Annotated in this window: 15 protein-coding genes and 2 riboswitches; of the genes, 14 read left to right on the forward strand and 1 reads right to left on the reverse strand. The window is 66.9% G+C overall.

Features of this window, described 5'->3' with window-relative positions:
• Positions 1-3 precede the first annotated feature (3 nt).
• From ACFVUS_RS00720 to ACFVUS_RS00760, 9 genes are all read left to right on the forward strand, one after another.
• Entirely contained in the window at positions 4-1,050 is a 1,047-nt protein-coding gene (locus ACFVUS_RS00720; protein WP_387761017.1) for an MlaD family protein, read from the forward strand.
• Entirely contained in the window at positions 1,047-2,054 is a 1,008-nt protein-coding gene (locus tag ACFVUS_RS00725) for an MlaD family protein (protein ID WP_387761018.1), read from the forward strand. Before ACFVUS_RS00720 ends, ACFVUS_RS00725 begins: the two co-directional genes overlap by 4 nt.
• Positions 2,042-3,085 (forward strand): MlaD family protein, encoded by a 1,044-nt coding sequence (locus tag ACFVUS_RS00730; RefSeq protein ID WP_387761019.1) that lies wholly within the window; start codon positions 2,042-2,044, stop codon positions 3,083-3,085. The genes ACFVUS_RS00725 and ACFVUS_RS00730 overlap by 13 nt, the downstream gene beginning before the upstream one ends.
• Positions 3,085-4,188: an MlaD family protein gene (locus tag ACFVUS_RS00735; RefSeq protein ID WP_387761020.1), complete on the forward strand. Its 1,104-nt coding sequence runs from the start codon at positions 3,085-3,087 to the stop codon at positions 4,186-4,188. Before ACFVUS_RS00730 ends, ACFVUS_RS00735 begins: the two co-directional genes overlap by 1 nt.
• Positions 4,185-5,264, forward strand: coding sequence for an MlaD family protein (locus ACFVUS_RS00740; protein WP_387761021.1), 1,080 nt, complete (start codon positions 4,185-4,187; stop codon positions 5,262-5,264). The genes ACFVUS_RS00735 and ACFVUS_RS00740 overlap by 4 nt, the downstream gene beginning before the upstream one ends.
• The gene (locus ACFVUS_RS00745; RefSeq protein WP_387761022.1) at positions 5,261-6,220 is read left to right on the forward strand and encodes an MlaD family protein; all 960 of its coding nucleotides are present in this window, start codon (positions 5,261-5,263) and stop codon (positions 6,218-6,220) included. The genes ACFVUS_RS00740 and ACFVUS_RS00745 overlap by 4 nt, the downstream gene beginning before the upstream one ends.
• Before the next feature lie 23 nt (positions 6,221-6,243).
• Positions 6,244-6,837 carry a hypothetical protein gene (locus tag ACFVUS_RS00750; protein ID WP_387761023.1) on the forward strand — a complete coding sequence of 198 codons (594 nt, stop codon included), beginning with the start codon at positions 6,244-6,246 and terminating at the stop codon, positions 6,835-6,837.
• A 26-nt stretch (positions 6,838-6,863) separates the two neighbouring features.
• Positions 6,864-7,001, forward strand: coding sequence for a hypothetical protein (locus tag ACFVUS_RS00755; protein WP_387761024.1), 138 nt, complete (start codon positions 6,864-6,866; stop codon positions 6,999-7,001).
• Positions 7,002-7,300: 299 nt separating this feature from the next.
• On the forward strand, positions 7,301-8,065 hold the full coding sequence (locus tag ACFVUS_RS00760) for a hypothetical protein (RefSeq protein WP_387761025.1): 765 nt from the start codon (positions 7,301-7,303) through the stop codon (positions 8,063-8,065).
• A 5-nt stretch (positions 8,066-8,070) separates the two neighbouring features.
• On the opposite strand, the gene ACFVUS_RS00765 is transcribed toward ACFVUS_RS00760, so the two are convergent.
• On the reverse strand, positions 8,071-8,694 hold the full coding sequence (locus tag ACFVUS_RS00765; RefSeq protein ID WP_387761026.1) for a carbonic anhydrase: 624 nt from the start codon (positions 8,692-8,694) through the stop codon (positions 8,071-8,073).
• A gap of 166 nt (positions 8,695-8,860) precedes the next feature.
• A riboswitch (cobalamin riboswitch) is annotated at positions 8,861-9,090 on the forward strand.
• Positions 9,091-9,222: 132 nt separating this feature from the next.
• Here ACFVUS_RS00765 and ACFVUS_RS00770 point away from each other — a divergent pair.
• From ACFVUS_RS00770 to glyA, 5 genes are all read left to right on the forward strand, one after another.
• On the forward strand, positions 9,223-10,170 hold the full coding sequence (locus ACFVUS_RS00770) for a methylenetetrahydrofolate reductase (protein ID WP_387761027.1): 948 nt from the start codon (positions 9,223-9,225) through the stop codon (positions 10,168-10,170).
• Between the two features lie 89 nt (positions 10,171-10,259).
• Complete coding sequence (locus ACFVUS_RS00775; protein WP_387761028.1) at positions 10,260-11,312, forward strand: ABC transporter substrate-binding protein; 1,053 nt, start codon at positions 10,260-10,262, stop codon at positions 11,310-11,312.
• Complete coding sequence (locus tag ACFVUS_RS00780) at positions 11,309-12,331, forward strand: FecCD family ABC transporter permease (RefSeq protein WP_387761029.1); 1,023 nt, start codon at positions 11,309-11,311, stop codon at positions 12,329-12,331. The genes ACFVUS_RS00775 and ACFVUS_RS00780 overlap by 4 nt, the downstream gene beginning before the upstream one ends.
• A complete protein-coding gene (locus ACFVUS_RS00785; protein WP_387761030.1) occupies positions 12,328-13,089 on the forward strand; it encodes an ABC transporter ATP-binding protein in 762 nt (253 codons plus the stop codon). The genes ACFVUS_RS00780 and ACFVUS_RS00785 overlap by 4 nt, the downstream gene beginning before the upstream one ends.
• Before the next feature lie 107 nt (positions 13,090-13,196).
• A riboswitch (cobalamin riboswitch) is annotated at positions 13,197-13,386 on the forward strand.
• Between the two features lie 135 nt (positions 13,387-13,521).
• On the forward strand, positions 13,522-14,823 hold the full coding sequence (gene glyA / locus ACFVUS_RS00790; protein ID WP_387761031.1) for a serine hydroxymethyltransferase: 1,302 nt from the start codon (positions 13,522-13,524) through the stop codon (positions 14,821-14,823).
• Positions 14,824-14,842 lie beyond the last annotated feature (19 nt).

The raw sequence follows: 14,842 nt of genomic DNA on the forward strand, positions 1-14,842 counted from the left end.
GGGATGCCTGCATACGGATTACCGGGCGTTGCCATCGATGAGAAGCGTTCGCTGGCGGTGGGCGCGATAGCGCTCGCGGTGGTGGTCACCGCCGCGCTGATCGCGACGGTGGTCGCCGGGGTGCGCGCCGACTCGCGGCTGCGCGTCTCGCTGCTGACCGAGCAGATCGGCGACGGAATCGAGGCGGGCACCGAGGTGCGCCTGGACGGGGTGCGGGTGGGCGCGGTGTCGGCCATCGAGCCGGCCGCGGACGGCACCCAGCGAATCGCCCTGCGGCTGGACCGTTCCCGGCTCTTCGGCATCGATGACAGCCTGCGCCTGGACTACGCGCCCGCCAACCTGTTCGGCATCAGCGAACTCGAATTGAAGCGCGGCTCCGGCGGCGCACCCCTGCGCGATGACGCCCTGATCGATCTGACCGGTCCGCGCGCCAAGGATGTGTACGACGCGACGATGGGCTCGCTGCTGCGCACCCTGTCCCAGGTCGGCGATACCGTGCTGACCCCGCAGGTGACGGTCATGCTCAGCCGGATGACCACCGATCTGGACGCCTTCACCCCGCTGTTGCAGGCAATGGTCGTGACCGCCCGGACGGTCGCCGATAAGCAGACGATGCCGATGTCCACCGTGCTCGGCAATTTCGGTACGACGCTGGACAGCGGTGCGGGCTTCGTCGACGCGACCGTGCAACTGCTGCAGCGGATCTACTCCATCCCGGTGCTGCGCACGGACCGGGAGCTCTTCGATTCGGGTGTGAACGTGGTGGTCCAGGACGTGCTCCCGGCGGTGCGCGCGATCGGTGACGCCGCCCGCGATCAGCTCTCCGGATACACCGATATGCTCATCCCGCTGCTTCGGGCCCTGGCCCAAATGGTGCCCGCGCCAACGCGTTCCGGCCAGGATGTGAGCGCACTGCTGGATCGGCTGCGCACCGCCATGCCGGACACCCCGAACGGTCCGGTGCTGGACCTGTCGGTGGATCTGCGCGGTGTGCCCGCGCTCGCGGTGCCGCTGTTCGGTCTGTCCGCCCCGGCGGGAGCGGGTCGATGAAATCGGTGACGGGCGCGGCCTGGCGCACACTGGCGTTCGCGGTGGCGATGATCGTGGTTCTGGGCGTGGTGATCTCGGCGATCAAACGTCCGGTCGACGGTGCGACCGAGACGCACGCGGTGCTGTTCACCGATGCCAACGGCCTCAAGACCGGTGATGACGTGCGCATGTACGGCGTGCAGGTCGGCAAGGTGAACAGCATTGCGCTGGAAGGTAATCGGGCCAAGGTGCAGATCTCGGTGCTGGCCTCGCGCCCGCTGTACGACACCAGCAAACTGGCGATTCGCTATCAGAATCTGACCGGGCAGCGCTATATCGACGTCCAGCAGCCGCCCGCGCCGACGAACCGGCTGGCGGCGGGTGTCACCATCGGCACCGATCGGACCATCCCGTCGTTCGATATCACCGCGCTGTTCAACGGTTTGCAGCCGGTGCTCGCGACGCTGTCGCCGGACGCGCTCAATCAATTCGCCGAGAACATGCTCGCGGTGATCGAGGGGGACGGCACCCGGGTGGGCTCCGCGCTCGATTCCATCGGCAAGCTGAGCTCTTACGTGACCAACCGGCAGACCGTGATCTCCACGCTGGTGGGCAATCTCGCGCATATCTCCGATCAGATCGGCGGCCAGTCACCGCATCTGGTCACCCTGCTGCGCAGCATCTCCGACGTGTTCGGCTCACTGCAAACCAATATCGACGGGCTGGTCGATTTCGCGCTGACCGCCCCGCCGCTGCTGAATCCGGTGGACAGCCTGCTGGATCGGCTCGGCCTGACACCGAAGGCGAATCCGGATATCGACGGTCTCATTCGCACCCTGTTCCCGAATCCGCAGGACGCGGTCGATGTGCTCGGCCGGCTGCCCGGATTGCTGCAATCGCTCGACGCGCTCGTCCCGCCGACCGGATCAGCGGTGGAGCTGTCCTGTTCGCGGGGTAATGCCGAAGTGCCGCAGGTGTTTTCGGTGCTGATCGCGGGGCAGAAGGTCGCCATATGCAAACAGTGAAACCGACCTGGCGGCAGCGGTTGCGGGTGCTGTTCGAACAGCGCTCGCGCACCGAACAGGCGACGCACCGGCGCGAGCTGCGCTACGGGGTGCTGGCCACCGTCGCGGTGCTCATCGCGGGCGGTATAGCCGGCGCCACCTACGTAATGCCTCTGGGCAAGAACACTTTCACCGCCGAGCTGGAGGAGGCGCAATCGGTGAAGCCCGGCGACGACGTGCGCCTGGCCGGTATCCCGGTGGGCACCGTGAAATCGCTGGATCTGCGGCCCGATCGGGTGCTGATGAACTTCACCGTCGACACCGATGTCTTCGTCGGCAGTGAGACGACCCTGGATATTCGGATGCTCACCCTGGCCGGTGGCCACTATGTGGCGCTGTTCCCCGCCGGTTCCCGTCCGCTCGGCTCGGGGCATATCGCCGCCGATCGGGTTCGGCTGCCCTACAACCTGATTCGCTCATTCCAGGATGCCACCGAACCGGTGAGCAAGCTGGACGGGGACGCCTGGCGCAAGAACTTCTCGGCCCTGGAACAGTCGATCACCGCCAATCCCGATGCGTTGCGCCAACTGCTCGGCGGCGTCGAGAGCCTGGTGGACATCCTGAACAAGCAGAACGCCGATGTCTCCAGCGCGCTGGCGGTCGCCGATGAGTACATCGGCGCGATCAATACCGCGAAATCGGTGCTGGGACAGTTTATTCGGACGACCAACCTGCTGGAGACCACCCTGACCAACTATCGGGTCGAGGTGCGCGAGACGGTCAAAACCCTGGTCCGCATCGTCGATCGCATCGCCGCGCTGCAACCGGCCTGGGAGTCCAGTCTGCGACCGGTGCTCACCCAGCTCGTCGCCGCCATTCCCGAATTGGAAAGGCTCGGCGGCAAATTGGGCTCGCTGGTCGATTCGGTTCAGGACCTCGGCAAACGACTCGGTCAGCTGATCCTGCCCGACGGCGGTATCGGCGTCGATCAGTCGGCCGCCGTGGTGACCGCGCCGCAGCTGTGCATTCCGGTCGCGGGAAAGGCGTGCTGATGCTGTATCGCATGCTCGGCTCGCGCGGATTCATGACGATCTCCGGTGTCGTCGCGGTGGTGATCGTCGCTCTCGCAGCGTATTTCGTCGCGCTGGATCCGGCGAAGAAGATGAACAGCTACTGCGCGGATATGCCCGACACCATCGGGCTGTACACCGGCAATCGGGTGACCATGCGCGGCGTGCCGGTCGGTCAGGTGACCAAACTACAGCCCGGCGGCGCGCGGGTCCGGGTGGACTTCGAGGTGGACGCGCGCTATCCGCTGGCGGCGGACACCGCGGCCACCACGCTGTCCAACACTCTGGTCGCGGATCGCGATCTGGCACTCATCAGCGCCGGAAAGACAAGTGCACGTTGGGAATCGGGGACATGCATCTCGAAAACCCTGACGCCCAAGAGCATGACCGAAATGCTCGACGCGATGGCGACGCTGTCCAACCGGACGCTGGGATCGGACCCCGCGCGGCAGGACGCACTGGGCAATGGCCTGAAGGCGTTGAACAGTGCCACCGCGGGCACCGGCGATCAGATCAACCAGATCATCACCAAACTGGGGACGGCTTTGAACGCCCCCGATGCGGCGATCGGCAGGCTCGGCTCGGTCATCGACGCACTGGCGACCCTGTCGGAAAGCGTTGCGGCGCACTGGGGTGACATCAAATCCATGCTCACCCGGTTCGGCGGGGTGCTCGATCAGGTCAACAATGAACTGTTCACCCAGGTCGTCGAGGTCATCGAGGGCTTTCAGCGCGCACTGCCGCTGCTCAACGACATCACCACGCTCGCGGGCGATCCCGTGCTGAAACTGCTCGACTCGGCGGTGCCGCTGGTGCGGATGATCGGGGCGAATGTCGGCACGCTGGAACAGATCATCCGGATGGTCCCCACCATCACCGGCGCTTTCGCACGCGCGGTCGATCCGCAGACCGGTGCGATCGGGCTCGATTACGCACCGCCGCGCGTGGCGGTGGCCCGGCCCGATGCCGAGGCGGTGTGCGCGGCGGTGAACGCGGTGGCGCCGGGTCGCTGCGCGGGCGCAGCCAATGGACTGGCCGATATCCAACTCCCGCAACTGATACTCGGAATCGTCGGTGCCTCATGAAGCGATCGAATTACGTTGTCCCGCTGCGAGTCCTGCTGATCGTCCCGATCGCTGCCGCGGTGCTGGCCGCCTCGGGCGGCTGCGGTTTCGATCCGGCGTCGGTGCCGGTGCCCGGTGCGGAGGTATCGGGTCCGACCCATCGCATCCAGATGGAATTCACGAGCGCCCTGAATCTTCCGGCGCGCGCCAAGGTGATGGCCAACGGTGCGCGGGTGGGCACGGTGGCCGATGTACGCGTGGTCGATCCGGCCGCGCCGCCAGGAAAGGGCGGCTACGTCATCGTCGATGTCGACATCCTGGATTCGGTGCAGTTGCCGGTGACCACCATCGGTGAGCTGCGGCAGAACACCGTGCTCGGTGACATTCACATCGCGCTGACCACCCCGCCGAATTCGACCGGCGCGAAAATCCCCGCGGGCGGCACGATCCCGCTCACCCAGACCAAGCCGCCGGTGCAGTTGGAAGACACCATGGCGGGGCTGGCGACGTTCATTCAGGGCGGTGCCATCGGCCGGATGCAGGACGCGGTCAACAAGCTCAACGGGGTGCTGCCCGCCGATCCCAAGGAGACCGCGCGCATCGCCGATGTGCTGCACGCCGACTACGTCGATCTGGGAAACAATCTCGCACAGGTGGATTCGTTCCTGAACGGGATCGGGGCCGATGCGAGCGCGGTGGCCGCCGACGCACCGGTCATCAAGGAGCTGCTCACCGATTACGGTGTCACGCAGACCTCGGCCGCGGTGTCCTCGGTGGTCGGGGTGGTGGGCGTACTCGGTCAGCTGGGCGTGGTCGGGCACGCGCTGGTGTGGGCGGCCCCGCTGGTCGATTCCGCCGATGCCGCCGCGAAAGCCTTTCTGCCGCTGGCGTTCACGGGCCGTCCCTTGGACCTGACCGCGCCGTCGAATTTGAACAAGCTGATCGCGCTGCTGCGCGACAAGATCATTCCGTTCGTCGAGCGCGGCCCGAAGGTGAATATCACCGCTGCCACGGTGAGCGGGCCGGACGCGGTGGCCAAGGACGATCAGGTGAACCGGATCGTCGATACGCTGCGCATGATCGGCGCGGTGCGATGAAGGCCGGGGGAGCGGTATCGCTGCTGTCCATCGCGATCGTATCGATCCTGGGCGCGGTGTATCTGGCCTATGGGGTGGTGCGGCTGGACACCTTCGTGGACTACACCACCGCGCGGATGGTGCTGACCAATTCCGGCAGTATCGGGGTGCGATCTCCGGTGCTGCTCAGCGGAGTTCGGGTCGGCGATGTGACCTCGGTGGACACCACCGCGGCGGGTGTCGAGGTGAACTTCCGCGTCGATGACACCTACCGGATTCCGGTCGATTCACGCGTGGTCATCGAGAATCTGTCCGCGATCGGCGAGCCCTATATCGAATTCGTGCCCAATACCGGTGCGGGACCGTATCTGCGATCGGGGCAGACCGTGGCCACCGAGAAGATCCGCATGCCCACCTCGATTCCGGAGGTCGCGCAGCTGGTCGTGAAATTCCTGAATCAACTCGATCCCGAATCCATCAAGCCGCTCATCGAGACCTTCGACAGGGCGCTGACCGGGACCGAAGGCGCGGTGCCGGGCTTGGCGCGGGCGAGTGATCTGCTGGCCGCCAGCATGATCAGCCGTTCGCCGCAGCTGGGTGCGGTCATGACGAACCTGCAATCGCTTGCGGGAGATATGGATTGGGCGGCCCCGGCGATCTCGGCGGGCAATCCGCAGTGGGTGGATTTCGGTGACGGCGTGGACAGGATCGCGGCGGCGTTCGGGGATCTGGTCAAGATCGCCCCGGGTCCGCAGATGTACGCCGAAGGCAATGGCCTCGCGCCGTTCCTGCAGAAACTGGCCGATTGGGTCCGCACCGTCGGACCCGATCTGCAAAAGCTGCTCCCGGTCCTGCAACCGCTGGCACAGACCGGCATCTCGACCATTCCGCAGGTCGACATCAGCAGTCTGCTCGCACAGGCGCTCGCCTCGGTCGGCGATGACGGTGCGCTGCGGCTGCGAATCAACGTGAAGTAACCAGACATGGAGTGTGAGTACAGATGGCGACCCTGATCGACGAGAACATCGAGGAGAAGACCACCGAGCCCGCCGCCACCGGCGCGCGGCCTGCCCGGACCATCGCGGTCCCGCTGTCCACCATGATCACCGCCGCGGTGCTCGCGACACTGGTGATCATCGCCGGAGTGTTTGCGGCACTGTGGATTTCCGCGCGCGGTGACCTGAGCGACAACACCGCCACCGCGGCCGCGAACGAGCACGCCGAACAGGTCGCCACCGATTACGCGGTAGGCGCGGCCACCATCGACTACAAGGACGTGAACTCCTGGTTCGCCAAACTGAAGGCGAACACCACCCCCGTCCTGGCGAACAAATTCGACGCCACCGCCCCCAAACTCCAGGAGATCCTGGTCCCCCTGAAATGGACCTCGACCGCCTCCCCGATCGCGGCCAAGGTCGCCTCGAACTCCGGCGGCATCTACAAGGTGAACGTCTTCGTGAACGTGAACTCCACCAGCGCCCAATCCCCGGACGGCGGCCTCACCACGGTCACCTACAGCGTCACCATCGACACCAACTCCGGCTGGAAGATCTCCGACGTCGGCGGCATGGACGGCGCTCTCCCGCGCAAATAAGGAGGACCCCCATCCACTCCCCGGAATTGATAGCCGAACTGGAGACCACGTTCGGCATCTACATCACCCCCGATGAGATCCCGCAGGCCCGCACCCTCCGCGAAGTCTGGGTGGCGATGGAGCGCAAGTTCCAGCACGCGAACCTCACCCGCCTATACGACTAGTTCTCACTATTCACCCGCCCGTCATTCCGCTGTCAGCAATCATCAAGCGCGCGAAGGGTTTCCGGCCATAGTCTCTGATCGGTCCGGATCCCGGGTGTATACCCGCCTCCTGAGTGGTGGCCCTCGCTGCAACCGAGGGCGTACCCACCGCTCACGCTGATGCCGCCGGAATCGTCCCCCTGCCCGGCGGCATCACCGAACCCTCCTCGGCTCCCGCCACCCCGAATGCCGCGTCTCGGTCGCCGAGATCGCTATTGTTGGCTCCGGGTGCGAGCGAAATGCCTGATCCAGGAGGTGGCGTGCGACGCGTTCCCGTGGAAGTGCCGCTCGCCGCTTCGGGTGGCTGGTTCGATCGGATGATCGTGCTGCCGGGCAAGTTGCCGTTGGCGATTCTGCTGGTGATGTTCGTGATCACCTTCGTGTTCATCCGGTTCAGCGTGCGCATGATTCGTGCCGGGGTGTCGTGGTGGCCGGGCAATATCACGCCGGGTGGCAAACATATTCACCACATGGTGTTCGGGGTGATCTTCATGATCGCGGCCGGATTCGGGGTATTCAGCCCGATCGGGGAGCATTCGCCGTGGCCGGAGTTGTTCGCGGGATTATTCGGGGTGGGCACCGCGCTGGTGCTCGACGAGTTCGCGTTGATCCTGGATCTGAAGGACGTCTATTGGTCCGAGCAGGGCCGGGTTTCGGTGGACGCGGTGGTCATCGGAATCGCGGTGTGCGCGCTCATGCTGCTGGGAGCCACCCCGCTGGGCATCACCGATAATTTCCGCGGTTGGCAGGTCGTGGTCGGGGTGGTGCTGCTGCACGGCTCGCTCGCGCTGGTGACCATGGCCAAGGGCAAGGCCTGGACCGGTTTGTTCGCGCTGTTCATTCCGATCCTGGGCGTGGTCGGCGCGATTCGCCTGGCCCGTCCGCAATCACCGTGGGCGCGTTGGCGATACGCCGCCGGATCGGCGAAGGCGCGCAGGGCCGAGCATCGCGAAGCCGACGTGCAATGGTTCGATCGCCTGCGCGACGGCATCTACAACGCCGTCGCGGGACGACCGAACCAATAGGTCGATCAGGCGTGTTCGCCGATATTGCCGAAGACGCTGTTCAGTTTCGCCTGGCCGTCGGCGAGGTTGTAGGTGACGCACGCGATGGCGAGCTCACCCGCCATGACCCGCTGGGAGATGGCGGTCGAGCGCTGCATGAGCTGGCGCGCGGTCTCCTCGACGTGCCGTCCCTCGAGTTCGTCGACGGTGGTCAGACCCTCGCGCCGGCCGAGCAGGATGGACGGGGTGACCCGCTCCACCACGCTGCGGATGAATCCGCCGGGCACCTCACCGTTGTCGAGCGCGTTGATGGTGGCTCGCACCGCACCGCAGCTGTCGTGGCCCAGGACCACGATCAGCGGCACATTGAGCACCTCGGTGCCGTATTCGATGGAACCCAGGACCGAGCTGTCCACCACGTGGCCCGCGGTCCGGACCACGAACATATCGCCGAGGCCGCGGTCGAAGATGATCTCCGCGGCGACGCGGGAGTCACCGCAGCCGAACAGGATCGCCGAGGGCTGCTGCCCGCCCGCGAGCTTGGCGCGATCCGCGGCCCCCTGGCTGGGGTGCTGCAGTTCACCGTTGACGAAACGCTCATTTCCTTCGCGGAGGGACTTCCAGGCACTGATCGGGTTCGAATAAGGCATAGCTCCCATATTGCCCATTAAACAGACTGGACGCGATGTGAGTTTCGCTGTGCGAGCGCCATCGGTGCGTGATCGCAACCCGTCGGTTGGAGACGCTGCCGGACTTCGCTAGTATTCGCCATCGCAGCTGGTTCGCCGGAGAGGGTATTGAGGAGCCCCTGATCCACTCGATGGCGTCGAGCTCGGTTCGCGCTCGCGCGGCCGGGTGAGAGGGAACCCGGTGGAATTCCGGGACTGTCCCGCAGCGGTGAGTGGGAACGAAGGCCGTGGAAGCACTGGGCGCATGCCTGGGAAGCGACGGCCGATAGGTAGCGCCCCGGTCGTGTGCACCGGGGTCGGCCCGGTGCGGGCCGTCGCCCACGAGTCCGAAGACCTGCCCGTTGCGCCGGATACACCGTATCCGGCGGTCGTCGCCTCGTGGATTGGGCGGTACGCCGAAGGACCGGGGCGCGGATACGCTCCGCGGGCTCCATCAGCGTGCGCTCGCGCCGGGCGGCGGCTCATCGCCGCTGAACATGGAGCTCCTCGATGTCGAACGCCGACAACACTTCCACCGTCGTGCAGAGCCTGCGCGCCCATTCCGGGTCGCGGGTGCCGTTCTCGGTGGAGTTCAATCCGCCGCGCGATGCCGCCGGTGAGGCGCGATTGTGGCGCGCCGCACGCGAATTCGAACGCATGCACCCGGCGTTCGTATCGATGACGTACGGGGCGGGCGGTTCCACCAAGGACCGCACCGCCCGCATCACCGGCCAGCTGGCGCAGGAGACCACGCTGCTCCCGGTCGCGCATCTGACCGCGGTGGGCCACAGCGTGGCCGAACTGCGGGCGCTGGTCGGCTCCTACGCCGACTGCGGAATCCGCAATATCCTTGTGCTGCGCGGAGATCCGCCGGGTGATCCGCTCGGCGACTGGCGCAAGCATCCGGAGGGTCTGGAGTACGCCGAGGAATTGGTGCGCCTGGTGCGCGATCTCGGCGATTTCAATGTCGGTGTCGCCTCGTTCCCGCAGGGCCATCACCGTTCCCCGGACCTGGAGACCGACTCCGCCTTCCTGGCCGCGAAACTCCGTGCCGGAGCGGACTATTCGATCACTCAGATGTTCTTCGATCCCGAGCACTACCTGCGCTTGCGTGATCGCATGGCCGCCTTCGACCCGGTGCAGGGCGCGAAACCCATTATCCCCGAACTGATGCCGATCACCTCGCTGCGCACGGTCGCGCGCGCGGAAGAGCTCAGCGGCCGCGCGCTCCCGGCCGCGATCTCCGAGCGTCTGCGCCGCGCCGCGGGCACCGGTCCGGAGGAGGATCGGGCCGCCGTGCGCGCGGCGGGCATCGAGATCGCCACCGAGATCGCGCAGCGGCTCATCGACGAGGGCGCGCCCTGCCTGCATTTCATCACCCTCAATTTCGCCAAGGCGACGCGCGAGGTGCTGAACAACCTCGGCTATCACGTCACCGCCGCGCCGCTGAGCGCATGACATCGAAACCTGTTCGGTCGCTGAATATTCGCTCCGCTCGCATACCGCGCCGGAGTTTCCATAAGATTCCGATTGGTACGGTGCATTTCATGAAGACGACGCGATCGATGCGGCTTCTGGCTGTGTTCGGAATGATTGGCTGTCTCGTTGCCGGTATCACCGGCTGCGGTACTTCCTCGGATGCGACGACGGCCGGGGACGGCGGCTCCCCGGACCGTCCCGGGCGCACCGGCTATCCGTTCACCCTCGACAACTGCGGCGTCAAGGTCACCTTCGACAAGGCGCCCACGCGCGCCGCGGCGCTGTATCAGGCCTCCACCGAGGTCCTGCTGTCGCTGGGCCTGGCCGATCGCATGGTCGGCACCTCGACCTGGTTCGATCCGGTGCTCCCGGCACTGGCGGCCGATAACGCCAAGGTGCCCCGGCTGGCCGATAACGATCCGTCCTTCGAGGCGGTGCTGGCCAAGGAGCCCGATCTGGTGACCTCGGCCAGCGCGCACACCTTCACCTCGGCCGTGGTGGCCGAACGATCGCGGTTCGCACAGCTGGGCATTCCCACCTATCAGTCACCGGCGGTCTGCACCGGCGCGAAGGTCGACGGTGAAACCGTCACCCGCACAGCGCCGCTCGGCATCGACACGCTGTTCCAGGAGATCACCGAACTGGCTCGGATCTTCGATGTGCAGGAGCGGGGCGCGCAGCTGGTCGATCAGCTGCGCGGCCGGTTGCGCGCCGCGACGGGATCGCGCGATGGTTCCGAGCCGACCGTCGCCTTCTGGTTCTCCGGCGTCAAAACCCCCTATATGGCCGGATGCTGTTCCGCCCCGGGCCTTTACGCCAAGGAGGTCGGCGCGCGCAATGTCTTCGTCGATCAGCGCGAGGACTGGCCCGAGATCAATTGGGAGGCGGTCGTCGCGAGCGATCCCGATGTACTGGTGCTCGCGGACCTGAGCCGCAAACGCATCGAGGGTGATGCGCTGACCACGAAAATCGCCTTCCTGGAATCGAATCCGGCCACCAATCGAATGCGCGCGGTGCAGGGTAAGCACTACGTGGTGATGACCGGTTCGGAACTGGATCCGGGCATTCGCGAGATCGACGCCATCGAGAAGCTGGCGACCGGTCTGGCCACGGCGCGTTGACCCCGGCCCGGCGCGCCACCGCGATCTGCCTGGGTTCGGTTGCACTGCTGGTTGTCTCGATCGCCGTGACGGTGTCCATCGGCCCGGCGAACGTCTCACTGCGCGAGGTGTACGGCATCATCGGCCGGCATCTCGGGCTGGGCACGTTCTCGGCCGGTCGTCTGGCCGACGGCATCGTCTGGCAGCTGCGGCTGCCGCGCGCCCTGCTGGCGGCGCTGTGCGGGGCCGGGCTCGCGCTCTGCGGCGCGATTCTGCAATCGCTGCTGCGCAATCCGCTCGCCGATCCGTTCGTCCTGGGTGTGTCCTCCGGTGCGTCCACCGGCGCGGTGCTGGTGGCGGTGCTCGGCGTCGGGGCCGGGGTACTGACGCTGTCCGGCGGTGCGTTCCTGGGCGCGGTGCTGTCCTTCGCGGTGATGCTGGCGCTGGCCTACGGTGCGGGCGGCACCCCGGACCGGGTGGTGCTCGCGGGTGTGGCCTGCACCCAATTGTTTTCGGCATTGACCTCGCTGATCGTGCTGTCCTCGGCCAATGCCGAACAGACCCGCGGCGTGCTGTTCTGGCTGCTGGGTTCGCTGTCGGGTGCTACCTGGACCGATGTGGCGTTGGCGGCCACGGTATTCGGGCTCGGCGGCCTCGTATGCCTGTGGTACGCACCGGCTCTGGACGCGTTCGCCTTCGGATCCGATGCCGCCGCCGCGCTCGGTGTCGCGGTGGGCCGCACCCGGATGGTGCTGCTGCTGGTCACCGCGCTGGTGACGGCGGCGCTGGTGAGCGCGGCCGGAGCGATCGGTTTCGTGGGCCTGGTGCTGCCGCATATCGCCCGCTTCCTGGTCGGCCCCGGTCATTCCCGGTTGCTGCCGGTGACGGTTGTGATCGGCGCGGTCTTCATGGTGTGGGCCGATACCTTCGCGCGCAGCGCGTTCGGCGCCAGGGAGATTCCGGTCGGCGTGGTCACCGCACTGCTCGGCGTGCCCGCCTTCGCGGTACTGCTGGCCCGGCGGCGCAGGCAGCCGGCATGACCCTGCGCGCACTCGAGGTCTGCTGGACCCGCTCGGGTCGTCTGGTGCTGGACGGCGTCACCCTCGACCCCGAACCGGGTACCACGGTGGGCCTGCTCGGCCCCAATGGCTCGGGCAAATCCTCACTACTGCGGCTCATGTCGGGCCTGGACCGCGCCGACTCCGGCCGCGTCCGGCTCGATGACGATGACCTGCAATCGATTCCGCGGCGGCAGCTCGCGCGCCGGATCGCGCTGGTCGGCCAGCACGCCGATACCGATCTCGATCTCACCGTGCACGATGTGGTGCGGCTCGGCCGGATCCCGCATCGTGGCTGGTTCGGCGGCGATCCGGGCGCGGACACCGCGGCCATCGATGCCGCGCTCACCGCGGCGGGCTTGGCGGACAAGGCATCCCAGCGCTGGCATACGCTCTCCGGCGGTGAGCGTCAGCGCGCGCTGATCGCGAGCGCACTGGCGCAGGAGCCCCGCGAACTGCTGCTCGACGAGCCGACCAATCATCTCGATATCGCCCATCAGCTGGAGATCCTGACCCTGGTTCGCGCACTGCCGGTGACCGCGATCCTGGCGCTGCACGATCTGAACCTCGCGGCCATGTTCTGCGATGTGCTGGTGGTGCTGCGGCAGGGGCGCGTGGTGGCGACCGGCACCCCGGCCCAGGTGCTGACCGAGGACCTCATCGCCGAGGTCTATCGGGTCCGCTGCCGCGTCGAAACCACGGCCGCGGGCGATACTTCCGTGCGCTTCCTGCGCGACTGACCGGATCGCGCCCGGCCGCGCGCGCATCGTATGCTTCGTACGCAGCTGGTTCGCCGGTGATCGCGATATCGGGAGCCCCCGGATCGATCCCCGGCGTCGAAGCCCCGCACGGTGACGAGCCTGCGGGCGAAGAGGGAACCCGGTGGGAATCCGGGACTGTCCCGCAGCGGTGAGCAGGAACGAACGCCGTCACACGCACTGGGCTACCGACAGCCCGGGAAGCGACGGCCGGTAGGTCGGCCGAATCAGGGCCGGTGCCTGTGAGTCCGAAGACCTGCCCGCTGTGCCGGATGCGCCGTATCCGGCGGTCGCCGCCTCGTGGACTGGGCGCAGCACCGACCTCCGGGCCGCCCGCGTGCGGGAGCCGGACCGTCGCCGGTGTGCGTGCCCGAGGGCGTCGGCTATCCCCTTGCTAGCCAACGGAGTACGCCAGTGGTTGCTTCCCATCCCCGCACCGCCTCGGTCAATACCCAGCCGCTCGGTGAGCTCGATCCGGAGCTGGCCGCCGCCATGGCGGGCGAGCTGGCCCGCGAACGCGACACCCTCGAGATGATCGCCTCGGAGAACTTCGTGCCGCGCGCGGTATTGCAGGCCCAGGGCAGTGTGCTGACCAACAAATACGCCGAGGGCTATCCCGGCCGCCGCTACTACGGCGGCTGTGAACACGTCGATGTGGTGGAAACCCTGGCCCGCGAACGCGCCAAGGAGCTGTTCGGCGCGGAATTCGCGAATGTGCAACCGCATTCGGGTGCGCAGGCCAATGCCGCGGTGCTGATGGCACTGATGAATCCGGGGGAGCGGTTGCTCGGCCTGGATCTGGCGCACGGCGGGCATCTGACGCACGGTATGCGATTGAACTTCTCCGGCAAGCTGTATCGGGTGAGCGCCTACGGCGTGAGCAAGCGGGACCATCGCATCGATATGGACGAGGTGCGCAAGATCGCACGCAACACCTCGCCGAAGGTGATCGTGGCGGGCTGGTCGGCCTATCCCCGGCAGCAGGATTTCGCGGCCTTCCGTGAGATCGCCGATGAGGTCGGCGCGTACCTGTGGGTCGATATGGCGCACTTCGCCGGACTGGTCGCCGCGGGATTGCATCCCTCGCCGGTGCCGCACGCCGATATCGTCTCCTCGACCGTGCACAAGACCCTGGGCGGTCCGCGTTCGGGCTTGATCCTGGCCAAGCAGGAATTCGCCAAGAAGCTGAATTCGGCGGTGTTCCCGGGGCAGCAGGGCGGGCCGCTCATGCACGCCATCGCGGCCAAGGCGGTGTCGTTCAAGATCGCGGCGGGTGCGGAGTTCCGGGACCGGCAGGAGCGCACGCTCTCGGGTGCGAAGATTCTCGCCGAGCGGCTCACCGGCAGCGATGTCGCGGCCCAGGGCATCAGCGTGCTCACCGGCGGTACCGATGTGCACCTGGTGCTGGTCGATCTGCGGGACTCCCAGCTCGACGGCCAGCAGGGTGAGGATCTGCTGCACGAGATCGGAATCACGGTGAACCGCAATGCCGTTCCGTTCGATCCGCGCCCGCCCATGGTCACCTCGGGCCTGCGCATCGGCACCGCCGCGCTGGCCACCCGCGGATTCGGCGATGCCGAGTTCACCGAGGTCGCCGATATCATCGCCACCGCGCTGGCGGGCGGCTCCGATATCGAGGCGCTGCGTGACCGGGTCACCAAGCTGGCGCGCGAGGTGCCGCTGTACGACGGGCTGGAGGACTGGCGACTGCTCTGATCCGGCGCAGCGTCTCCGG

Source organism: Nocardia sp. NPDC058058 (assembly GCF_042885355.1).
Taxonomy (GTDB): domain Bacteria; phylum Actinomycetota; class Actinomycetes; order Mycobacteriales; family Mycobacteriaceae; genus Nocardia.

Coding starts and splice junctions, on each gene's coding strand:
- ACFVUS_RS00720 (WP_387761017.1), top strand. CDS start 4: ATGCCTGCATACGGATTACCGGGCGTTGCCATCGATGAGAAGCGTTCG.
- ACFVUS_RS00725 (WP_387761018.1), top strand. CDS start 1,047: ATGAAATCGGTGACGGGCGCGGCCTGGCGCACACTGGCGTTCGCGGTG.
- ACFVUS_RS00730 (WP_387761019.1), top strand. CDS start 2,042: ATGCAAACAGTGAAACCGACCTGGCGGCAGCGGTTGCGGGTGCTGTTC.
- ACFVUS_RS00735 (WP_387761020.1), top strand. CDS start 3,085: ATGCTGTATCGCATGCTCGGCTCGCGCGGATTCATGACGATCTCCGGT.
- ACFVUS_RS00740 (WP_387761021.1), top strand. CDS start 4,185: ATGAAGCGATCGAATTACGTTGTCCCGCTGCGAGTCCTGCTGATCGTC.
- ACFVUS_RS00745 (WP_387761022.1), top strand. CDS start 5,261: ATGAAGGCCGGGGGAGCGGTATCGCTGCTGTCCATCGCGATCGTATCG.
- ACFVUS_RS00750 (WP_387761023.1), top strand. CDS start 6,244: ATGGCGACCCTGATCGACGAGAACATCGAGGAGAAGACCACCGAGCCC.
- ACFVUS_RS00765 (WP_387761026.1), bottom strand. CDS start 8,694: ATGCCTTATTCGAACCCGATCAGTGCCTGGAAGTCCCTCCGCGAAGGA.
- ACFVUS_RS00770 (WP_387761027.1), top strand. CDS start 9,223: ATGTCGAACGCCGACAACACTTCCACCGTCGTGCAGAGCCTGCGCGCC.
- ACFVUS_RS00775 (WP_387761028.1), top strand. CDS start 10,260: ATGAAGACGACGCGATCGATGCGGCTTCTGGCTGTGTTCGGAATGATT.
- ACFVUS_RS00785 (WP_387761030.1), top strand. CDS start 12,328: ATGACCCTGCGCGCACTCGAGGTCTGCTGGACCCGCTCGGGTCGTCTG.